Raw genomic sequence first — 22208 nt, 5'->3', positions numbered from 1 at the left:
ACTCCTTGCGCCTGCGGTCAGTCGGTCAGCGTGCTCGGGTCGACGGGCGGCTTCGGCAGATGGAGTGCCGCCAGTTCCGCCTTGCCCGTGGCATCGATCGGGAACGCCCAGGTGTTCACGTAGAAGTCCGTGAGGTCGTACCCGGCGACGCGGCTGGAGTAGGTGGCGAGTGCCCGGTAGCGCTTGTCGGTCTCCGTGTAGTCCGACTGCGGGTTCTCCTCGCGCACGAGCTTGTGCAGGCGCGGCCAGAAGTCGTCGCCGAAGGCGAGTTCCAGCTGACGCAGGCTTCTCGTAGGCGCCGAAGGACTTCTCGTACGTGAGCCCGGCCGTGCCGAACTTGCGCTGCGCGGACTGGAAGTAGGTGAGCCCGGTCGTCGCGTCGACCGTGAGCAGGTTGGACGGCTGCCGCAGGGTGCGCTGCGCGGCCAGCGAATAGATGTTGACCGTGACCTCGGTCAGACCGCCCGGCTTGTACGCCATCTGCTGATGGAGGTGGCCGAGTTCGTGGTACAGCCCCCAGCCGCGGGTCCGTAGTCCTTCCACCGTGGTGGCCCGGTCGAGGTAGGCGCGGGGGAAGCCGTTGTAGCCGTGTGTGGCGTAGGCGCCGACGCCGGTCGGTACCTTGCTGACCTCGGTGAAGTGGTACGGCCCCGCCTTGCGCCGGTGCACCGGCTTCGAACCGTCGAGGCCGCTGATCCGGGCGTGCGAGTCGATGATCGTCTCGACCAGTCCGAGCAGCGCGGAATGGTCCTCGCCGCGGTACAGGAGCGCGCCGTCGCGGGTGAGCGTCATGATCGTGTGCGGGGCGTGCAGTTCGACGTACGGCGAGGTGGTCAGCGTGTCGAGTTGGTGCTGGTAGTCGGCCTCGGAGGTACAGCCCAGCGTGAAGACCGGCATCGGGACGGCACCGGACCGGAAGACCACGCCGGCCCGCTCGCCGCTCCCCGTCAGGGTCAGATAGACCGGGCCGCCGTGCGGGTCGGTCACGGTGTTCGCGCCCGCGGTCAGCGGGTAGCTGCGGGGCTCGGTGACCTCGCCGTAGTAGTCCCAGGCGCCGATCCAGAGGGTGGGCAGCAGGTCGTCGTCGGGCTGGACGGTGAACGAGAGCGCGGTGCCGGCCGGGACGTACAGGCCGGTGGGCTGGAACTCGGAGCCGCGCAGGGCCTGTCCGAGCCGCAGCCGCTCCGCCTCGGCGGCGGGCCGGGCGGTCACGGTCACCTTCACGGGGCGGGCGGATCCGGCGGCGCTCTGCGTCGCGGCCCGGGCGGAGTGTGCCGTGGCGCCGAGTGCGACAGCCGCTCCGGCACCGGCGGCCGCGGCGAGAACCGACCGGCGGCCGACGGGGGAGGAGCTCGGCGCCGAGCTCGGACCGGAGGAACTGACGGCGGTGAAACGGGACTTACGCATGCGGAACTCTCCCTGCAGAAACAAATGAGGGGCGGAAGCGTGCGGGAACGGGTGAAGCTCGCCGTCAGCATGTAAGCGGTTGCTATGCAGCCGCAAGAGGGGTGGGGAAGTTACTGCTCTTTACTATGGCCAACTGCGGGCAGTGACGCAGTAACCGGTCACATCCGGGCGGTCCGTCCGGCTCGCGGCGCGACAGAATCGCGTACCACGATGTGCGTGCCGAGCCGCAGCGCGCCCGCGGTCGGCTCGCGCCAGTCGTCCTCGTCCCCGCCGCCGACGGCCAGCCGCACGGCCTGCCGTCCCATCTCCTCCAGCGGCACATGGACGGTGGTCAGCCGCGGGCGCAGCTCCTGGGCGACCGGGATGTCGTCGTACCCCACCAGGGAGATGTCCTCGGGAACCCGCACCCCGGCCTCCTCCAGCGCCTGGGCCGCACCTGCCGCCACGATGTCGTTGGCAGCGAAGACCGCGGTGAACTCCAGGCCGTCCTGCAGCAGTTCGGCCATCCGCCGGTAGCCGAAGTTCCGGCTGAAGGTACCGGTCTGAGTGAGTTCCGGGTCCGGTGTCACCCCGCGCAGCTCCAGGGCCCGCCGGTGTCCGGCCAGCCGGTCGCGGGTGGTGGAGAGCTTGGGCGGCCCGCCCAGATAGAGGATCCGCTCGTGCCCCTGCATCAGCAGATGGTCGGTGATGGCGAAGGCGCCGCCCTCGTTGTCGTACTCGACCGCGGCCGTCGGTGCCTGCTCGCCCAGCGGCGGCCTGCCGCACAGCACGAGCTTCGATCCGCCGGCGTCCAGCTCGCGGGCGCGGCGGGCCAGCTCCGAGGTGTAGCCGCGGTCGGCGACGCTGCCACCGACCACGATCACCGCATCCGCCCGGCGCTCGTGCATCAGCTCGACGAAGGCGAGCTCGCGCTGGGGGTCTCCCTGGGCGCAGCAGACCAGACAGAGCCGCCCGCCGAGTGCGGCCTCCCGCTCCACGCCCCGGGCGATGTACGCGTAGAACGGGTCGATGAGCTCGTTGACGATGATGCCGACGGTGCGGCCGGAGACCCCGGCGAGGGCGCGGGCATGCGCGTTCACGACGTACCCGAGGTCGCGCATGGCGGCTTCGACGCGCGCCCGGGTGGCTTCCGCGACCGGGTAGTTGCGGTTCATGACACGCGAGACCGTCGCCGTCGAGACGCCCGCCTGCCGGGCCACATCGGTGACGGTGGCTCTGCGCTGCCCGTCCGCGGCCGTGCTCTGCCGGCGCATCCGGCTCACCCCCTGGGGACTGTTGTGTGACGTCGAGCCTAGAGCCTGCGAACGGGTGGGGTTCAAGCAATCCTCCCCAGGTCGGCCCGGTGGACCGGGTGGGCGAGAGGGGCGCCCTGCGCGTACCGCACCAGCTCGTCGACGGCGAGTGCCCCGAGCCGCCCCACCTCGTTGCCCTGGGCGCCCGCCAGATGCGGCGTGAGAAAGACGTTCGGCAGCTCCCAGAGGGGGTGCCCGTCCGGCAGCGGCTCGGGCGACGTCACGTCGAGGACCGCGTCCAGCCGCCCGCTGACCAGGTGCTCGGTCAGCGCCTCGGTGTCCACGAGGGGGCCGCGCGCGGTGTTGACGAGCAGGGTGCCGGGTCGCATCAGGCCGATCCTGCGTGCGTCGATCAGCCCGCGGGTCTCGGGTGTGTCCGGTGCGTGCACGGTGACGACGTCGCTGGTCGCCACGAGGGTGTCCAGATCGGTCGGGGTGACCCCGAGCCGTGCCGCTTCGCCGGCGTCGACGTACGGGTCGTGGAGCAGCACGTCGGCGTCGAGGATCCGGAGGAGTTCGATGACCCGGCGGCCGATCCGGGAGGCGCCGACGACGCCGATGGTCAGTCCGTGCGTGCCGAGCCAGTGCTGGCGGTCGAGATCGGCGCCGGTGCGGTGGGTCCGCCGGGTACGGAACAGCCCGGCCAGCGGAAACACCCGCTTCGCGCCCATGATGATCGCGGCCAGGGTGTACTCCGCCACCGGTACGGCGTTGGCCGCCGCCGCGGAGGAGACGACGATCCCGCGGTCGAACGCGTTGGGCGACAGAAACGTTTTCACCGTGCCGGCCGCATGGATCACGGCGCGCAGCCCGGGGGCCCGGTCCAGCAGGGCCGCGTCGACCGGTGGGCAGCCCCAGCCGGTGAGCAGGACCTCGGCCGAGGCGAGCGCCTCGGCGGCCTCCGGCGAGGCGAACTCGCTGATCGCGGCCGGGGTGAGGAGGTCGGCGGACTCCTCCAGCCGGGCCCGTACGGCCGGCGGGAAGACGTCGTCGACCAGTCCGGGGCTCATGACCAGGACCGTGCGCGGCCGCCTCGGGGGCGTCTCCGCAGTGCCGGAACCGGAATGAGCCGGTGCCTCTTCGGTGGTTCGCACCCTGCCTCCGGACAGTAAGCGTGTTCTGTGGAATGACCGGCACGCTAAGGAGCCCGATGCCCGATCGTCAAGCATGACGCCTGATCAACTGCCTTTTTCGTCAGCTATTTTGCCGATTCATCCTTGTGGATTTGATCGGAGGAGGTTCCGCGTAACTCAGCTGTTTCTTCAGATCCCTTGACGCTTGGGTTAACCGCTTACTAACTTGCCGCCGCAGAAGCTCACCACGCGCCACCCGGCCGAACAGGACGCACCATGGCTGAAACAGCACCCCCGCTGCCCCGGGAGAAGCGGTCGAGACGACACCGGAAGACCGAAGCGTCTTCGCCGTCCCCGACCCCGGCCGTTCTCGTGCAGAACAGGCTGACCCTCCGGCAGCGGATCAAGCGGGACCGGGTGATGCTGCTGCTGACCCTGCCGGGCCTGCTGTACTTCATCGTCTTCCACTACGTACCGCTGCTCGGCTATGTCGTGGCGTTCCAGGACTACCAGCCGTACCTCGGCTACATGCACAGCGTCTGGGTGGGGTTCGCCAACTTCACCACGGCCTTCGGTGAGCCCGCCTTCTGGTCCGCGACCTTCAACACCCTGGAGATCGCCCTCATCCAGCTGGTGTTCTTCTTCCCCGTGCCGGTCGCCCTGGCCCTGCTGCTCAACAGCATCGCCAGCGACCGGATCCGGCGCTTCGTGCAGAGCGTCGTCTATCTGCCGCACTTCATCGGCTGGGTCATCATCGTCTCGATCTTCCAGCAGATCCTGGGCGGCGCCGGACTGCTGCCCGACGTCCTCGGCGGAATGGGACTGCCGCGCTACGACATGATGAGCGACCCCGACGCCTTCCCCTGGCTGCTGACCCTCCAAGTGGCCTGGAAGGACGCCGGCTGGGGAACGATCATCATCCTGGCGGCGCTGCTCGGCATCGACAAGGGCCAGTACGAGGCCGCCGCGATCGATGGCGCAGGACCCCGACGCCGCCTCTGGCACGTCACCCTGCCCGGCATCGCACCGGTCCTGATCCTGCTGCTGATCCTCAACCTCGGGCAGATCCTCTCCGTCGGCTTCGAGCAGATCCTGCTCCAGCGCGACGCGGTCGGCCCGGACGCCGGTGAGGTCCTCGACACCTACGTCTACTACCACGGCATCAAGGACAACGACTGGGGCGTCGCCGCCGCCGTCGGACTTGTCAAGGCGGTCATCGGCACCGCACTCGTCCTGGGCGCGAACAAGTTCGCCCACCGCCTCGGCCACGAAGGGGTGTACCGCGGTGCTGACCGTTGAGAAGCCGCTCGCCGCATCCGTACCCACGGCGCCGGCGAAGAAGACCCCCCGTAACGACAAGCAGTCCGACGGCCGGCCGCCGTGGATGGAGAAGCCGACCCGCATCGGCCAGGCCGCCAAGGCCCTCGCTGTCGTCGTCGTGGTCGCCGCCGTCGCCTATCCACTGCTCGGCGTCATCGGCACCAGCTTCGCCTCGCAGACCGACATCATCCGCAGCTCCGGGCTGGTCCTGTGGCCCGACCACCCCACCGTCGACGCCTACCGCACCATCTTCACCGGCGGAGTCGTCACCCGGGCGCTCGTCGTCAGTCTCGGCATCACGGTGTTCGGCACGCTCGCCAGCCTGCTCGTCACCGTGGGCATGGCGTACGGTCTCTCCCGCCGAGATGTCACAGGATCCCGCTTCATCCTGATGACCGCCCTGTTCACCATGCTGTTCAACGCAGGCATCATCCCCAACTTCCTTCTGGTCAAGGGTCTCGGCCTGTACGACACCTACGCGGCGCTCGTCATGCCCACCCTGGTCAGCGCCTTCAACCTGGTCGTCCTGCGGTCGTTCTTCATGAACCTGCCCGAGGAGCTGTACGACGCGGCCAAGGTCGACGGGGCCGGCGACTTCCGCATCCTCGTACGGATCGTCCTGCCGCTCTCCAAAGCCGTCCTCGCCGTCATCAGTCTCTTCTACGCGGTGACGTACTGGAACGCCTTCTTCAACTCGCTGCTGTACCTCAACGACTCCGACAAGTGGCCGCTGCCCATGGTGCTGCGCACCTATGTCCTCCAGGGCCAGAGCCTGAACGCCGCATCGGCCGGTGAGGTGCTCGCCCCGCAGCAGGCCGTACAGATGGCTGTCCTGGTGATCGCCGTCGTACCGATCCTCTGCGTCTACCCCTTCCTCCAGCGCTACTTCACCAAGGGCGTGCTCACCGGCGCCATCAAGGGCTGACCGCCACCCCGCCACCCCCCGGTCCTCCGTCCCTCTCTCGCAAGGAGATTCCAGGTGTCGAGCTCCACCCCCATCAACCGCAGATCCCTGTTCCGCATGGGTGCGGGCATCGGTCTCGGTCTGGCCGCCGCCCCGCTGCTCGCCGCCTGTGGCGACGGCGGCACGACTGCCAAGGCGGAGGCCAAGAGCGCCTCACTGCTGCCGAACACCGCAGTGCGCAACATCGGCCTCGAGCCCGACCTCCAGGGCACTGCCGCCGGAGTCCCGCAGGGCTTCTTCAGCTACCCGGCCAAGCCGCTGCGCGCCACCAAGGGCACTCCGCTGGGGGGCGCGAAGCCGATCAGCGCGACGATGGAGACGTTCTCCCCGCCGCCGCCCGCGCGCGGCAAGAACGCCGCCTGGCAGCAGATCGAGAAGCTCCTCGGCGGCCAGGTGGACATCACCGCCGTTCCGGCCGACGACTACGGCACCAAGTTCTCCACCATGGTCGCCAGCGACAGCCTGCCTGATCTCTTCATGTACCCGGAGTCCGGCGGTGTCGACAACAAGGCGGCCTTCCTCCAGGCCAAGTGCGCCGACCTGACACCGTTCCTCGCCGGGGACAAGATCAAGGACTACCCGAACCTGGCCGCGATCCCGAAGGGCGCCTGGCAGGCCGCCGTCTTCGGCGGGAAGCTGTACGGTCTGCCGATCGCCCGCACAGGCACCGGCGGCGCGGGCTTCTACCGCCACGACCTGTTCGAGGAGGTCGGTGTCAGCAGCCTCGACCAGATCACCGACCTCGACAGGTTCGTCGAGCTCTGCAAGGAGCTGACCCGCCCCAAGAAGGACCAGTACGCGATCATCACAGGCCTCACCAATGTCCTCGCGATGTCGGCGGGCGCCCCGTCCTACTGGCGGCTGGACGCCACGACCGGCAAGTTCACCTCCGATCTGGAGACACCGGAGTTCCGCAAGGCCGTGGAGACCGCCCGCGAGCTGTACAAGGCGGGCTGTTTCTACCCCGGCACCCTCCAGATGTCCGGGGCGCAGAAGGCCCAGTACACGGACATGTTCAAGAACGGCAAGGGCGCGTACGTCTACGACGGAATGCCGAGCTACCTCGCCCCCGGCGTCGGCTATGTCGCCGCCATGAAGGCGATCGACAAGAAGTACGACCCGCGCCCGTTCGTCCCGGTCGGCAAGGACGCCATCGCCTGGATGGACAACATCGCTCTGCAGAACACACACATCAAGAAGGCCTCGGCCGACCGCGTCAAGCAGATCCTCGCACTCGCCGACTTCGCCGCCTCGCCGTTCGGCAGCGAGGAGTACACGCTGATCAACTACGGCGTCGAGGGAACCGACTTCACCCGCGACGACAAGGGCAACCCGGCCCTCACCAAGCAGGGCACCCAGGACGTCACCGTGCCGTGGAAGTTCATGGCGTCCGCCGTCCCCGCGATCTTCAGCGCCGACTCCGAGCAGGGCGTACGCCATGTCCATGACGCGTTCACCAAGATGATCCCGATGATGGAGCCGGACCCGACCCTTCAGTACTCCTCGCCCACCTGGGACTCCAAGGGGTCCGGCAGCCTCTACACGCTGAAGCAGGACGGACTGAAGGACATCATCGCCGGCCGCAAGCCCCTGTCCGCCTACGACCAACTGGTCAAGGACTACCTGGCCAAGGGCGGCGAGCAGGCCCGTGGCGAATTCGAAGAGGCCGTCCAGAAGGGCAAGAAGTGATGACCGCTTCCACCAGCAGACGATCCGTACTCCGGCTCGGCGGCGCAGCCGTAGCGGCAGCCGTCGCCGTACCCGTCCTGGGCTCGCCGGCCAGCGCCCGCGGCCACGGCTTCGACCCGACCCCCGGTTCCGACGGCGTCGGCGACCCGCTCTTCCCGACCCTCGGCAACGGCGGCTACCAGGTCGTCCACTACGACCTGACCTTCGACTTCACCCCGGTGACCTACGACTTCACCGCCACCGTGAAGATCCACGCGAAGGCGACCCAGGATCTGTCCGCCTTCAACCTGGACACCGACGGCCACACCATCGACTCGGTCAGCGTCGGGGGCCGCACCGCCGACTGGGCGCTGTCGGCCGGCCGGAGCGGCCAGGAACTCACCGTCACCCCCGCCCGGCCGCTGCACGACGGACAGGCGTTCACCGTCGAGATCCGCTACCACGGCAACGGCAAGGCGCCCCGACTCGGCCTCACCGGCTGGAAGTTCGGCACCGACGGCGGCTTCGCCTCGGCCGCCCAGTCCTCCCGCGCCGACACCTTCCTGCCCTGCAACGACACCCCGTCCGACAAGGCAACCTGGACCTTCCACATCAGCGCGCCGCAGGGTTACGTCGCCACCGCCAACGGCGAACTGCTCGACAGGACGCTGCGCGCCGACGGCTCCACCGTCTGGCACTTCGCCCTGCGCGAGCGGATGGCGACGGAGCTCATCGGCATCGCCGTGGTCAAGGGCACCTATCTGTACGGCACCAGCCACCGCGGACTGCCGCTGCGGCACATCGTCCCGCAGGGCCAGGAGGACAAGTACGGCCCGATCGTCGCCCGTACCGCCGACCATCTGGCCTGGCTGGAGGCGAAGTTCGGCCGCTACCCGTTCTCCGTGTACGGCCTCCACATCTACGACGGTTACACCGACGCCCTGGAGAACCAGACCCTGTCCCTCTTCTCCACCAACTGGTTCAAGCTCAACGCCAACGGCCGGCCGGGCTACGAGACCACCATGGTCCACGAGCTCACCCACCAGTGGTTCGGTGACTCCGTCACCCCCGACAACTGGCAGCAGGCCTGGCTCAACGAGGGCCCCGCCGTGTACTACGCCGGGCTGTACGGCGAGGAGCGCGGCTGGTCGGTCCTCGAGGACAAGATGAAGGCCACGTACGAGAAGCTCGACGCGGTCCGCGCGGCCGACGGCCCGCCCGGACTGCCCAAGGCGCTCGGCGGCACCAACATCTACGACGGCGGCGCGCTCGTCCTGTACGCCCTCAGCCTTCAGATCGGTCAGCGGAAGTTCGACAGGGTCATGCGGGAGTGGGTGAAGCGCTTCAAGGACTCCACGTACACCAGCGAGCAGTTCATCGCCCACACCGTCGACGTCACCGGCGACCCGTCCCTCGACCCGTTCCTGCGCGACTGGCTCTTCGGAGCGATGAACCCGCCCATGCCGGGCCACCCCGACTGGAAGGCCGCCGCATGAACCATCGGATGAACGTCATACGGAGAACCGCCGCCGCCGTCACCGCCGCGGCCCTGACCGCCCTCGTCGCAGCCCCGGCCGCCCAGGCCGCACCCGGCGCCCGAACCCTGTACGCAGCCCCCGACGGCCACGGCACCACCTGCACGGTCGCGCGCCCGTGTTCGCCGGAAGGCGCCCGCGACCAGGCCCGCACCGAGACCGGCCGTGACATCCGCGTCCTCCTCAAGGGTGGTACGTACCACCTGGACGCACCCCTGCGGCTCGGCGCCGAAGATTCCGGGACGGACGGACACACCGTCACCTGGACCGCTGCTCCCGGCGTCCGGCCCGTCCTCTCCGGCGGCCGGGACATCACCGGCTGGACACAGAACGCCGACTCCACCTGGACCGCCGACGTCCCCGTCGGAGTCACCCCGCGTCAGCTCTTCATCGACGGAAAGCGCGCCGTCCGCGCCCGTGGCGAGGCGTGCGCGGCGAGCGTCTGCGACGCCACCAAGACCGCCATGACCGGGGCGAAAGCCACCGGCATCGCCGACTGGCAGCGTCCCACCGACGCCGAAGCCGTCATCCGGGTCCGCTGGCGCAACTACCACTGCCGGATCGCCGGCGTCAGCGGCGACCTGCTCACCTTCGACCGGCCCTGCTGGACCAACTCCGCGAGCGGCACCAACCGCACCGGGCCCGCCTGGGACACCACGACGGTCGACTCCACCCGCTACAGCGGCGTCGCCTTCTTCGAGAACGCCCCCGAACTGCTCGACCGGCCGGGCGAGTTCGTCTGGAACTCCGGGACCCGAACCGTCACCTACCTGCCGCGCAAGGGCGAGGACATGAACCGCGCGCAGGCCCTCACTCCGCACACCGAACAGCTGCTCGTCCTCGACGGCGCCCACGACGTCACTGTCAAGGGGATCGGCTTCGCGTATGCGGCGTACCGCCGGCCCGACACCGACGAGGGCTATGCGGGCATGCAGGCCGGTCTCACCCTGACCGGAGCCACCGGGCCCGTGGACCATGCGGGCCGCTTCTACACCAAGCCGTCCGCCGCGGTCACCGTCCGCGGCGGACAGCACATCTCCATCGAGAACGCTCGGTTCAGCCACCTCGGCGGAGCGGGCGCGATACTCGAGGCGGGCACCAAGGACAGTTCTCTGACCCGCTCCACATTCACCGACCTCTCCTCGGGCGCGGTCTACGTGGGCGACACCGAGCCGAAGCCCGACGCTTCACTCGCGGGGGAGCGGAACACGATCGCGTACAACACGATCACCCGCTCCGGTGTCGAGTACACCGACTCGGTGGGTATCTGGGCCGGATACGAGGCCGAGCTGACCGTCGACCACAACAGCATCGACCACCTCCCGTACTCCGGGATCTCGGTCGGCTGGGGCTGGAACCAGCCCGAGGCGCAGCAGTCCGTGCTGCGCGACAACAAGGTGACCGACAACCGGATCACGAACGTCATGGAGGTCGCGCAGCAGCAGCACGACGGCGGCGCGATCTACACCCAGGGCGCCCAGCCCGGCACCGTTCTGTCCGGCAACTACATCAACCGCTCCGCCTTCGGCAACACCGAGCGCGACGGCAACGGCATCTACCTCGACGAGCAGTCCTCGCACATCACCGTCGAGAACAACGTGATCACCCGCATCGGCTACAAGTGGGTCTCCAACTGGGCGGACTACGGCATCCGGAACACCGCCCGCGCCAACTGGACCGACACCGCCGCGCCGGCTCTCGCCGGAACGGGATCCGTCATGACGGACAACCGCACGGGCCTGGACCGGCTGCCGGCCGAAGCACTCGCCGTCGCCGCACGGGCCGGCGCCCACGGCGGCCCGGTGGAGCAGTTGCGTACCGACCTCGCCCGCACCGGCACCGCCACCCAGTCCTCCACCGAGGGCACGGCGGGTGCCGGGCTCGCCCTCGACGCCGACACCAACACGGACACCCGCACGCTGTCCGAGGCGGGCGCCTGGTGGCAGGTCGACCTGGGCGCGACGAAGCACATCCGTCAGATCGAGATCTGGAACAACTCGTCGACGACGACCGCCGACTTCGACGTCATCACGGACGACGGCACGGTCCACGTGAGCGGCAAGGCACTGCGCCCGACGGTCCTCGACCTGGACAGCCGGACCCGCACGGTGAAGATCGCGGTGTCGGGAACGGGGCGGGTGGCCCTGTCCCAGGTCCTGATCCACCCGTAGGTCCACGTCCTGAGCGTTCATGGTGGACGGCTGCGTCCTCGATCGCCGGCACGATCAAGGCCGGCGATTGAGGACAAAGCAGGCCCCGGACGCCCCCGGTCACCGCACTCCGCCCCCGGGCACCCCCGTACTGCCCCGCAGCACCACTTCCCCCTCCACCCGCACCACCCGCGCCCTCCGTACCGCCCCCGTCTCCCGGAGCGCAAGTGCTATCACGCGCTCGCCCATCGATGTCAGCGGCAGCGCCACCGTGGTGAGCGGCGGCGACAGCTCCCGCACCAGCGGAATGTCGTCGAACCCGGCCAGCGACACATCCTCCGGCACCCGCAACCCCGCCTCCCGCAGCGCCGCCAAAGCACCGACCGCCATCACATCGGTCACCGCGAACACGCACGTCGGCCGTGCCCGGAAGGGCGCCCGCCCCGCATCGAGCAGCAGCCGCCGGGCCGCCTCGTACCCGCCGTCGCGGGTGAACGCCCCCTCCACCACCTGCCCGAGCCCGATGCCCGCCTCGGCGAGCCCTGCCCGGAACCCTGCCAGCCGGTCCGAGACCGTGGTCAACGCGGCCGGCCCGGTGAGCACCGCGAACGTCCGATGCCCCAGGTCGACCAGCGCCCTGGCGAGCGCCGCGGCCCCCGCCCGGTTCTCCGGCTGCACGGTGTCCACCCGCAGGCTGCGGTGCCGGCTGATGACCGCCACCCGGCCGCCGACCCGGACGTACGGCTCCAGTTCGGCGTCCATCGCACGCTCCCAGGCGCGGTCCTGGAAGCCCGAGCCGATCAGCAGGATCGCCCGGGCGTGTTGGGCCCGCAGCATGGAGACGTAGCTGACCTCCCGGGCCGGTTCGCGGAACGTCGAGGCCAGCATCACGAGCAGCCCCCGTTCCGCCGCGGCCCGCATCACCCCGCTGGAGATCGCGGCGAAGTACGGGTCACTGACGTCATGACAGATCAGGCCCACCGTACGGTTGTTGGCCGCGCCGGCCAGTGCCTGCGCGTGGGCGTTCGGGATGTAGCCGAGCCGGTCGGCCGCCGCGTGCACCCGCTCCCGCAGGTCGTCACGGACCCTTGCCGTGCCGTTCAGCGCCCGCGAGGCGGTGGCCGGTGAGACCCCGGCCTCCCGGGCGACGGCGTCGAGCGTCACATGGGTCGCGGTCCCGATGCTGCGCCCCGGCCCCGAAGGGTCTGGCGTCGCCCGTGTCACCGGTTGATTCAACTCGACTCCTAGGGGCGCGGTGGCGGCAGGGTCCCGAAACTTCGGGACGACCTCTTGACCATGCGTGCAGGCAGTCATTAGCGTGGCGGCACCTTACCAGAAAGCGCTTTCTGAAAGCGCCTTCTCCGTCATCGCGAAATCGCACAGCTCTCCACAACTGCCGCCGAACCTCAGGGAGTTCAAGTGAGCCAGAGCGTGTTGGCCAAAAGTCCCGCCGAAGTGGCGGGAGTTGCCCGGCGGTCCGGGCCGTCGGCAGCTGAGCGGTTCGCGCGGGCGGCCGAGCAGAGCTGGCGTCCGGTCGCCCTGCTGCTGGCCTGCTTCGTCGCCTGGTGGGTGATCTCGGCAGCCGAGCTGGTGGAGCCGTATCTCGTACCGTCACCGGGGGCGACGCTCGATGTCCTCACGGGCAAGGCGAGTTATCTCTGGCAGCACAGCTGGGTGACCACGTACGAGACGCTGCTCGGCTTCGTGATCGCGGTGGCCGTCGGCGTGCTGGCGGCCGTGATCATGGTGTACTCGTCGACCGTCGAGCGCACGCTCTACCCGATTCTGCTGTTCGCCCAGGTCGTACCGAAGATCGCCATCGCGCCACTGTTCGTGGTCTGGCTCGGCTTCGGTATCGCACCGAAGATCCTCATCGCCGTCCTGATCGCCTTCTTCCCCGTGGTGATCTCCATGGTCACCGGCCTCAAGGCGGTCGACCCGGAGATGCTGCAGCTGTCGGCGACGATGGGGGCCAAGCCCTGGCAGACCTTCCTCAAGATCCGCTTCCCGGCCTCCCTCCCTCATCTCTTCTCCGGCCTCAAGGTCGCGGTCACCCTGGCCGTGACGGGTGCGGTCGTCGGCGAGTTCGTCGGTGCCAACGAGGGGCTGGGCTATGTGATCCTCCAGGCCAACGGCAACCTCGACACCCCGATGCTCTTCGCCGGGCTGCTCGTGATGTCCCTGATCGGTGTCGTCCTCTTCGTCGCCGTCGAGATCGCCGAGAAGCTCCTGCTCCCGTGGCACGCCAGCCGCCGGGACGCACCTGCCACCACCTCGTACTGAACGCCACCCACTGACTGCTGTCACGGACCCCGTCGCGAGAAGGGCCAGCCCATGCACCCGCGCAGACTCCTGATCGGTGTCGTACCTCTTGTTCTGCTGGCCACGGCCTGCGGCGGGAACGACGCGTCGACCACCACCGGTGAATCGGGGAAGAAGCTGGACAAGGTCACGCTGACGCTCAACTGGTATCCGTACGGCGAACACGCGCCGTTCTACTACGGCAAGCAGCAGAAGATCTTCGAGAAGCACGGCATCGATCTGACGATTCAGGCGGGCCAGGGCTCGCAGAAGACGGTGCAGGCGACCGCCGCGGGGCAGACCGACTTCGGCTGGGCCGACACCCCGGCGCTGCTGGCCGCGGTCGACCAAGGGGTACGGGTCAAGAGCCTCGGCGTTTTCCTTCAGACCACTCCCGCATCCGTGCAGTCCTTCGACGCCAAGGGCATCGGGTCACCCGCCGATCTCAAGGGGAAGACGATCGCCGGGACGGCCGGGGACGCGCTCTCCAAGACGTTCCCGATCTTCCTCAAGAAGAACAACATCGACGAGTCGGACGTGAAGGTCCAGAACACCGACCCGGCGGGCAAGATCGCCGCGGTGATCTCGGGGAAGACCGACGGACTGCTCGGATACGCCAGTGACCAGGGCCCGACCATGCAGGACAAGGCCAAGAAGCCCGTCTCCTACCTCCGCTTCTCCGAGAACGGGCTGAACTTCTACTCCAACGGCCTGCTCGCCGGGCAGAAGCTTCTCGCCTCGAAGCCCGAGCTCGCGGGGCGCATGGCGCAGGCGGTCAGCGAGGCGTGGGCCGCCGCGGAGAAGGCGCCCGGTCCCGCGGTTGCGGCGATGGACGGAGCGTCGGAGCAGCTGCCGCCGAAGAACGTGCTGGCGGAGCAGTTCAAGACGACGCTCACGCTGCTGCACACCTCGTCGACCGAGGGCAAGGCACCCGGGGTCAACAACGAGGCGGACTGGCAGCAGACCATCGATGTCTTCGCCGAAGCCGGCATGGTCGCCGAGCCGAAGGCCGTCGGGGAGTACTGGGACGCGAAGACAGCGCTGAAGGGATGACGATGCCCAAGCAGGAGGCGAAGCCCCTGGAGCGGGACCCGCTGTCCGCGGGCGACCGCGGCGCCGTCACTCCGGCCGTCGGGGTGTCGGACGTCTCGGTGCGGTTCCGCGGCAGGAACCGCGACGTCACCGCCCTGCGTGACGTCTCGCTCGATGTGGCGCCGGGCGAGTTCGTGGCCCTGGTCGGTCCGTCCGGATGCGGCAAGTCGACCCTGCTCAAGCTGGTCGCGGGACTGCTGAAGCCGTCCACGGGCGAGGTCCGGCTCGGTGGTGAACAGGTCACGGGCCCACGGCACGACATCGGTTACGTCTTCCAGCGCGCCGCTCTCCTCGAGTGGCGTTCCGCGCGCCGCAACATCCTGCTCCAGGCGGAGATCCGGAAGATGCCCGCGGCCCGGGCGCGCGAACGGGTCGACGCACTGATCCGGATGACCGGGCTGGACGGCTTCGAGGACGCGTATCCACACGAGTTGTCCGGTGGCATGCAGCAACGGGTGGCGCTGTGCCGGGCCTTGCTGCACGAACCGCCGGTCCTGCTGATGGACGAGCCGTTCGGCGCGCTCGACGCCCTCACCCGCGAGCAGATGAACATGGAGCTCAACCGCATCTGGCGGGAGACCGGCACCACCGTGCTGCTGGTCACCCACTCGATATCGGAGGCGGTCTATCTGGCCGACCGGGTGGTGGTGATGAGCCCACGGCCGGGCACCATCACCGAGATCATCGAGGTGGGACTGGACGCGGAACGGGAGTACGGCGAGACGCTCGGCCGCCCGGAGTTCCGGGACGCGGCCGCCCACATCCGCGATCTGCTCGGGGCGGCGTCCGCGCACGACTGACGAGGCAAGGGGCCGGGGCGCATCGCCCCGGCCTTCGTGCGTGGGTGCCCCGGCCCGCGTGCACAGCCGCCGACGCCCCGGTCTGCGCGCGGATGTGCCGACGCCCGGGTCTGCGTGCGCCGACGCCTGCGAACCGGCCCTTGTACGAAGCCGCCTGCGCCCCGGCCCTCGCGCGCAGGCCGCTGTCCCCGTTCCCACGGACCCGGACCTCACGCCAGTGCGAACGCGTTCGCCAGCATCTCGGTCTGCGCGGCCAGCAGCGTGTCGCCGCCGTGTCCCATACCCGCGAACTGGCCGGCCGCCTCGAGCCCGACCGATCCGTGCAGTTGCGCCCAGGCGAGCACGGCGCCGGCCAGAGCCAGCCCCGACATCCCGGTGTCGCCGGCGGCGGCCGGCACATACTCGGCCACCCATCCGGCCACGGCCACGGCCGCGTCCGACCCGGCCCACGCCGTCATCTGGTCCACCACGCCGACCACTTCGGCCTCCGGCGACCCGCCCGCGAAGACCGGCAGGAACGGCCCGAGCACGGCCCGGGCCCGGTCCAGGGTGTCGGCCGGTGCGACATAGCCCGGCACCGGGGCGCCCTGGATCAACAGGTAGCGATGCGGCTCGGCGACGGCCCAGGCCCGGTAGGCCTCCGCGAGTGAGTGCAGGTGTGCGCGCGGGCCTTGTGAGGCGGCCGTGGAACGGGCGGCCGCTTCGGCCATGGCCGCCGCCGCTTCGTCGTACGCGTCCCTGATCAGCGCGTTCAGCAGATCGTCGCGGCTGGCGAAGTAGCGGTAGAGCGCCGGGCCGGAGAGCCCCATGTCCTTGGCGATACGGGTCAGCGCGAGCGCCGCGACACCCCCCTCGGCGAGTTTCCGGAGGGCGGCTTCCTTGATCTCCGACCCGGCCACGGTCGACGCAACCCTCGCCTGGTACGAGCAGCTGCTTGCCGCCCACTGAGCACCGCAGCGGCCCCGGAGACCCGAGCAACGCTCTCCGGGGCCGTGCCGCACGCCGGACCGTTCAGTACCGCAGCCGCGACAGATACGTATAGCTGGCGAGTGCCGACGCGAACGGATCAGCCGGCGAGTCGTGCTCCACCAGCCACTGCTTCACCCCGCCCTGTCGCGCAGTGTCGAACATCGTGGGGAAGTCCAGCACCCCCGACCCGACATCGGCGAAGTCCCCGTCCGGAGCCATGTCCTTCACATGCAGCGCCGGGAAGCGCCGGGGATGGCGTACGAACAGCTCGCCGGGCGCCGAGGCGCCCCCGTTGGCCGCCCAGTACAGATCCAGCTCGAAGCCGACGAGTTCCGGATCGGTCTCGGCGAGCAGGATGTCGTACAGGCTGACACCGTCCACCACCTGATGGTCCGTGCCGTGATTGTGGTACAGCAGCTTCAGCCCGGATTCGCGGGCCGCCAGCCCCGCCTTGTTGAACTCCCGTGCCGCCTCCCGGTATCCGGCCGGACTGTGCAGCGACCCCGGCAGACTCGGCACGACGATCCACTTGCCGCCCAGCGTGTGGATGTCCTCCAGCGCCTGCGGCAGCCCGGCTCCCCGCACGATGTCGTACCCGACATGTTCGAGGACCGCCTTGAGCCGTGTCTCGTCGAGCATCCGCCGGATGTCGGCGGCGCTGTTGCCGTGCCGGCCGCTCACCCCGACCGTGGCGTACCCGATCTCCGCGAGCCGTTCCAGCGTGCCCCGGAAGTCCGTCGCGAGCGTCGTGCGCATCGTGTACAGGTGCATGCCGATCCCGGACGGCGGTATGCGGCGGCAGCGGTCGGACCCTGCGGCGGACGCCGGGGCCGTACCGAGACCGGCGGCCGCGGCGGCACCCAGAGCCGTACCGAGAAACGCACGTCGTGTGCTGTTCATATATGTCTCCTCTCAGTCGACGCGCGCTCAGCTCACGTCGATGCGGACGGAACCGGTGCTCGTGTCGCCCTTGTCGTCGGTGACGGTCAGATGTGCGGTGTACGCACCCTTGCGGTCGTAGGTGTGTGTCGCGGTCGCGCCTTCCGCGCCCGTGGGTTTGACGTTGTCGCCGAAGTCCCAGTGGTACGAGGTGATGGTGCGACCGGCGACCGGCTCGACCACACCGCTCAGCGCGACGGCGAGCGGCGACGTGCCTGTGGCCGGGGCCGCTTTCACCTTGACCTTCGTACCGGGCTTCTTCTCGACGCCGGGCCCGTTGAAGTGCAGCCAGTCCACCGCGAACAGATCTGCTTTGTCGCTCGACCAATCCGGATTGCTGAACACCGCGTACAGCTTCACACTGCTTCCCGGGTTCTCCAGGGCCGTCGTCGGCGAGACGACCTTGCCCCAGTCACCGGTGTTCGGAACGGTCACCTTGCCGAGCAGGGGACCCGTCGGGGACCCGGACCGGAACTCCACGGTGCCACCGATCCCGCCGGAGGCCGCGCCGACCGTCACCGAGTCGATGTTCTTCAGATGCACCGGATCGAAGCTGATCCAGTCGGCGTCCTCGATCTCGGTCAGCCGCTTACCGCCGGAGGCGTCGGCCCTGCTCGCGACCACCACACCGTCGTGCGCGCCGCCGGTCGCCGTGAAGTGCTCCGCCTCACGGAACGTGGTGCGCAGCGTCAGCGAGGTCGAGCCGGTGAGCGCGGGTGCGCCGGGGGCACCCTTGTCCTCGTACTGGGCGGTGATCCCGTAGTACAGGTTCTGTCCCGGGCCGTGGCTGTCCCCGGCGTCCGTGACGATCTCGCCCGTGCAGCCGGTGTAGTTGTCGAGCGGATGCAGATGGGTGTCGTGGCCGAGCTGCGACTGTACGACCACCCGGGAGCAGTCGATCGGCTGCCCGTTCCGCCCGTCCTCCTTGTCCTTCACCTTGACCGTGAACGCAATGGTGTCGCCGAAGCTGAACATCCCCCCGTTCGGCGGCTGTTTGATCGTCACCTCGGGCCTGGTGTTGCCGACGGTGATGTCCTGCACGGCCTGCGCGGTCAGACCACCGGGCCCGGTGACGGTCAGGCGTGCCGTGATGAGCCCCTTGGTGCGGTACGTGTACGAGGGGTTCGGCTCCGTCGAGTCGGTGGTGCCGTTGCCGTCGAAGTCCCAGGCATAGGTGACCGGTTGACCCTCCGGCAGGCCGGATCCCGCGCTGGAGAACGCGACGGTGAGCGGTGCCGGACCGCTGTCCCGGCTCGCGGTGATCTTCGCGTTGGGCAGCCGTCCGTCACCGACGTAGTCGATCCGGTAGATGCCCGCCCCTTCGTTGCTGCCGCCGCGTCCGGTGCCGCTGCCGAGGCCGAAGTCGATGACGTACAGCGCTCCGTCGGGGCCGAAGTCGGCATCGAACGGCTGGTTCCATTTCATGTCCGCGAAGACGCCGTTGATCGACTGGAGATCACCGGCCTTGACCGGAGCGAACCGCGGATCGGTGAACGTCTGGTCCTTCTGCTGGAACGAGAACGTCTTGAACCACTGGCGGGTCAGCTCGTAGGTGAGCCACTTCCCCTCGAAGTACTCGGGGAACTTGGTGCGGTACGTGTTGTCGGGGTCGTAGTCGTAGACCGGACCGCTCATCGGGCCACCACCGCCGGTGCCGAGCTCCGGGAATTCGGCGGACGCGGAGTAGGCGTACCAGACCGTGGCCGGCTGGGCAGGCGGCAGCTCCCGCAGCCCGGTGTTGTTCGGCGAATCGTTGACGAGCGCCGCACAGTCGAACTTCGGGCCCGACTTCTTCGCCGCGAAGTCGTAGTCGTTGAAAGGGGTGTTGTTGCCGATGCAGTACGGCCAGCCGAAGTTCCCCGCCTTGGTGATACGGGTGTACTCGACCGTGCCCTCGGGCCCGCGGTCGGCGACCGCGGCCTTGGCGTCCGGGCCGTAGTCGGCGACCATCAGCGCGCCGCTCAGCGGATCCGTGGTGATCCGGAACGGGTTGCGCATCCCCATCGCGTAGATCTCCGGACGCGTCTTCTCCTTACCGGGCGAGAAGAGATTGCCCTCCGGGACGGTGTACGTGCCGTCGTCCTTCGGCGTGATGCGCAGGATCTTGCCGCGCAGATCGTTCGTGTTGCCCGCCGTGCCCTGGGCGTCCCAGGCGCGCCGGCCCTCGCTCTCGTCGATCGGGTTGAAGCCGTCCGAGGCGAACGGGTCGGTGTTGTCGCCCGTCGCCGCGTACAGATTGCCGTCCTTGTCGAAGGCGAGCGAACCTGCCATGTGGGAGTTGGCCCGGCCCTCGCCCCGCCAGGTCGGAATGGTCAGCAGTCGCTTCTCCGACGCCGGGTCGACCGTGTTGCCGGTCACGGTGAAGCGGGACAGGTTGAGCCGCTTCTCCGTCTTGTCGGAGTGCAGGAGATAGAGCCAGTTGTTCGTGGCGAAGCCGGGATCGAGCGCGAGGCCGAGCAGCCCGTCGGACTGGCTGGTCATCTCCGGTGTGTACGCGAAGTCCAGTGCCGTCGTGACCTTCATGGTCTGCTGGTCGATGACCTTCAGCTTCCCGGTGCGCTGGGCGAAGAACACCCGGCGGTCGGGGGCGACGGCCAGCTCGAACGGGTCGGCGAGATCGCTGGTGGCCAGGGCGGTGCGCTGGAACGAACCGGTACGGGTCGCCGTGCAGTCACCCGACTTGGCACCCGCGGCCCATTCGATGCCGCCCAGCAGATGCTTGACGAAGCCCTGCTCCTGGAAGGCCGACGCCGCATGCCCGCCCGCGGTGAACCAGGAGCGTCCGCCGTCGTAGTTCTGGCACCAGGACCACGGATGGTCCACGCCCTCGTCCAGACCGGTGATGCCGTCGCGCACCTTGATCTGCGCGAGCGTGTGCACCTTGGAGGTCGGGTTGGTGCGCCAGTTGTACCACTCCTCCGTGCGCTCCCAGAGGTCCGGAAGGCCCTTGGTGGACGGGTGCGCATGGTCGAGGACCTTGATCCGGCCGGTCTGCACGGCGGGATGCTGGTCGAAGATCGCGCCGACCAGTCCCTCGTACCAGTCCCAGTCGCGTTCGCTGGCGGACGCGGCATGCAGCCCTACCCAGCCGCCGCCCCCGCGTATGAACTTCTGCAGGGCGGCCCGCTCGTCGGCACTCAGCAAGTCACCTGTCTCCGGGGTGGAGTTGGTGTTGTTGAAGACGATGGCCTGGAAGCGGGCGAGATCGGTGTCGTTGAAGACCGCCGAATCGTCGGTGGCCTCCACGTCGAAGCCGTTCTCCGCGCCGAGCTTCTTGATCGCGTCGACCCCTGCGGGGATCGAGTCGTGCCTGAAGTTGGTGACCTCGGAATAGACCAGGACCCGGAAGGGGGCCGCGTGGGCGCGGGGTGGCGAGGCCACCAGCAGGCCGAGGACCAGGGCCAGGAGTGCGGTGAGAGCGAGGAGAGGCGACGGTAATCCTCGCGAGGGGTGCCTGCTCGGCAGGTGTTGTCTGCTCAGCGGATCTCTGAGGGGCGGGTGGTGACTCATGGGCGCTCCCTGTGCGGTAGATGCCGACTGCGGGATGTAGAAAGCGCTTTCTGGAGTACGCCGTTCAGAGTAGGTTCACGTCATCCGCGGGGTCAATGGGTCGGAAGGGCTCTCTGTGACTTCGCTGTGACGGGGAGTGCGGGCTGGTGCGGGCGGGCCGGACCCCGTCGCCAGGCCTCTCAGCGGCTGACGGGTCGACCGGCCACCTGGGGCCGGCCTCATCCCGTTGCAGGAGGCGCACTGTGTCCCCCACGCGGTTTCAGCTGTTCAGGAAGCCGCCGATCCGCTCCCGTAGCCCGCGCGGATCCAGGCCGTGCGCGGCGATTTGCTCGTCCATCTGCCCGTAGCGGCGCAGTTCGGCCCTGCCCACCCCGAGCCCCAGTACCCGGTGCGGCACATCGGCGAGTGCGTCGTTGACCACGCCCGTCGAGGTGCCCGACAGGTACGGCTCCACGATCACCGCGTCCGCCGTCTCCCTCGCCCCGACCGCCCGCCGCAGCCCCGCCGCGTCGAACGGGCGCACCGTCGTCGCGTACAGCACCGTGACATCCAGGCCGTCCGTCGCTGCGAGCACATTGTCGAGCATGGGCCCGACGGCGATCACCACGCCTTGGCTCCCCTCCCGCACCGGAGTCGATCCGGACCCGGCGCCGACCGGCCGGGCCCGCTCGTTCTGCTGGAGCGAGAGCCGCAGATAGACCCGGCCCTCCCCGGCGGCGGCCTCGCGCAGCAGGGTCTCGGCCTCGTCGGGGTGGCCCGGGACCTGCACGGTCCAGCCGTCGAGGGTGTCCATCAGGGCGACATCGCCCGGTGCCATATGGGTGATGCCCGCGGCCGGCCAGTCGTACGAACCTCCGGCGCTGACCAGTACCCCGGACACGCCCTGATGCCCGAAGTCGAGCTTCACCTGCTCGAACGGCCGCTCCACCAGGAAGGGGGCGAACGTGTGGATGATCGGCCGCATCCCGGTCAGCGCCAGTCCGGCCCCGGCGCCGATCAGCAGCTGCTCCCGGATGCCGACATTGATCACCCGGTCCGGATGGGTGCGCTCGGCCCGGTCGAAGCCGTCGCGGCTGATCTCGGCCAGCACGACGGCGAGCCTGGGGTCGTCGTCCAGGAGGTGGGACGCGGTGGTGATGAAGCGTTCACGCATGGTGTCCATGAGAGGTGGTACTCCTCGTTCCGGTG

16 protein-coding genes and 1 pseudogene are annotated in these 22208 nt (G+C 69.2%); 8 read left to right on the top strand and 9 right to left on the bottom strand.

What is annotated here, in order from left to right; translation table 11 throughout:
* Positions 1 to 17: 17 nt before the first annotated feature.
* From OHA88_RS10390 to OHA88_RS10375, 4 genes and pseudogenes are all read right to left on the bottom strand, one after another.
* Positions 18 to 227, bottom strand: coding sequence for a hypothetical protein (locus OHA88_RS10390; protein ID WP_328625244.1), 210 nt, complete (start codon positions 225 to 227; stop codon positions 18 to 20).
* Positions 228 to 456: 229 nt separating this feature from the next.
* A pseudogene (locus tag OHA88_RS10385) lies at positions 457 to 1407 on the bottom strand (M60 family metallopeptidase); the annotation flags it as partial.
* Between the two features lie 158 nt (positions 1408 to 1565).
* Positions 1566 to 2660 carry a LacI family DNA-binding transcriptional regulator gene (locus tag OHA88_RS10380; protein WP_328625243.1) on the bottom strand — a complete coding sequence of 365 codons (1095 nt, stop codon included), beginning with the start codon at positions 2658 to 2660 and terminating at the stop codon, positions 1566 to 1568.
* Between the two features lie 62 nt (positions 2661 to 2722).
* Positions 2723 to 3709, bottom strand: a complete 987-nt coding sequence (locus OHA88_RS10375) for a hydroxyacid dehydrogenase (RefSeq protein WP_328625242.1) — start codon at positions 3707 to 3709, stop codon at positions 2723 to 2725.
* Positions 3710 to 4048: 339 nt separating this feature from the next.
* Between OHA88_RS10375 and OHA88_RS10370 the strand changes: the two genes are divergently transcribed.
* The 5 genes from OHA88_RS10370 to OHA88_RS10350 all read left to right on the top strand — a co-directional run bounded on the left by OHA88_RS10370 (position 4049) and on the right by OHA88_RS10350 (position 11430).
* Positions 4049 to 5071, top strand: a complete 1023-nt coding sequence (locus OHA88_RS10370) for an ABC transporter permease (RefSeq protein ID WP_328625241.1) — start codon at positions 4049 to 4051, stop codon at positions 5069 to 5071.
* Between the two features lie 85 nt (positions 5072 to 5156).
* Entirely contained in the window at positions 5157 to 6017 is an 861-nt protein-coding gene (locus OHA88_RS10365) for a carbohydrate ABC transporter permease (protein WP_327240923.1), read from the top strand.
* Between the two features lie 54 nt (positions 6018 to 6071).
* Positions 6072 to 7745 (top strand): extracellular solute-binding protein, encoded by a 1674-nt coding sequence (locus tag OHA88_RS10360; RefSeq protein WP_328625240.1) that lies wholly within the window; start codon positions 6072 to 6074, stop codon positions 7743 to 7745.
* Positions 7745 to 9220, top strand: coding sequence for a M1 family metallopeptidase (locus tag OHA88_RS10355; RefSeq protein WP_328625239.1), 1476 nt, complete (start codon positions 7745 to 7747; stop codon positions 9218 to 9220). The genes OHA88_RS10360 and OHA88_RS10355 overlap by 1 nt, the downstream gene beginning before the upstream one ends.
* Entirely contained in the window at positions 9217 to 11430 is a 2214-nt protein-coding gene (locus OHA88_RS10350) for a right-handed parallel beta-helix repeat-containing protein (RefSeq protein ID WP_328625238.1), read from the top strand. Before OHA88_RS10355 ends, OHA88_RS10350 begins: the two co-directional genes overlap by 4 nt.
* A gap of 99 nt (positions 11431 to 11529) precedes the next feature.
* On the opposite strand, the gene OHA88_RS10345 is transcribed toward OHA88_RS10350, so the two are convergent.
* Positions 11530 to 12573: a LacI family DNA-binding transcriptional regulator gene (locus tag OHA88_RS10345; RefSeq protein WP_328625237.1), complete on the bottom strand. Its 1044-nt coding sequence runs from the start codon at positions 12571 to 12573 to the stop codon at positions 11530 to 11532.
* 255 nt (positions 12574 to 12828) lie between these two features.
* On the opposite strand from OHA88_RS10345, the gene OHA88_RS10340 reads away from it, so the two are divergent.
* The 3 genes from OHA88_RS10340 to OHA88_RS10330 are packed head-to-tail and all read left to right on the top strand — an operon-like array spanning position 12829 to position 15602.
* A complete protein-coding gene (locus OHA88_RS10340) occupies positions 12829 to 13692 on the top strand; it encodes an ABC transporter permease (protein ID WP_328625236.1) in 864 nt (287 codons plus the stop codon).
* A gap of 51 nt (positions 13693 to 13743) precedes the next feature.
* The gene (locus tag OHA88_RS10335; protein WP_328625235.1) at positions 13744 to 14763 is read left to right on the top strand and encodes an ABC transporter substrate-binding protein; all 1020 of its coding nucleotides are present in this window, start codon (positions 13744 to 13746) and stop codon (positions 14761 to 14763) included.
* Entirely contained in the window at positions 14760 to 15602 is an 843-nt protein-coding gene (locus OHA88_RS10330; RefSeq protein WP_328625234.1) for an ABC transporter ATP-binding protein, read from the top strand. The genes OHA88_RS10335 and OHA88_RS10330 overlap by 4 nt, the downstream gene beginning before the upstream one ends.
* Before the next feature lie 209 nt (positions 15603 to 15811).
* Here the strand turns inward: OHA88_RS10330 and OHA88_RS10325 are convergent, their stop codons facing one another.
* The 4 genes from OHA88_RS10325 to OHA88_RS10310 form a co-directional block, all read right to left on the bottom strand.
* A complete protein-coding gene (locus OHA88_RS10325) occupies positions 15812 to 16501 on the bottom strand; it encodes a TetR/AcrR family transcriptional regulator (protein WP_328625233.1) in 690 nt (229 codons plus the stop codon).
* A 112-nt stretch (positions 16502 to 16613) separates the two neighbouring features.
* Positions 16614 to 17471: a sugar phosphate isomerase/epimerase family protein gene (locus OHA88_RS10320; protein ID WP_328625232.1), complete on the bottom strand. Its 858-nt coding sequence runs from the start codon at positions 17469 to 17471 to the stop codon at positions 16614 to 16616.
* 27 nt (positions 17472 to 17498) lie between these two features.
* Positions 17499 to 21020, bottom strand: a complete 3522-nt coding sequence (locus tag OHA88_RS10315; RefSeq protein ID WP_328625231.1) for a ThuA domain-containing protein — start codon at positions 21018 to 21020, stop codon at positions 17499 to 17501.
* Between the two features lie 259 nt (positions 21021 to 21279).
* Positions 21280 to 22182: a transketolase family protein gene (locus OHA88_RS10310; protein WP_328625230.1), complete on the bottom strand. Its 903-nt coding sequence runs from the start codon at positions 22180 to 22182 to the stop codon at positions 21280 to 21282.
* Positions 22183 to 22208: the final 26 nt, after the last annotated feature.

The organism is Streptomyces sp. NBC_00353 (assembly GCF_036108815.1).
In the GTDB taxonomy this organism is placed as follows: Bacteria; Actinomycetota; Actinomycetes; order Streptomycetales; family Streptomycetaceae; genus Streptomyces.
The sequence above is the reverse complement of the archived record's forward strand: the minus strand, read 5'-3'. Positions and strand labels throughout refer to the sequence as shown.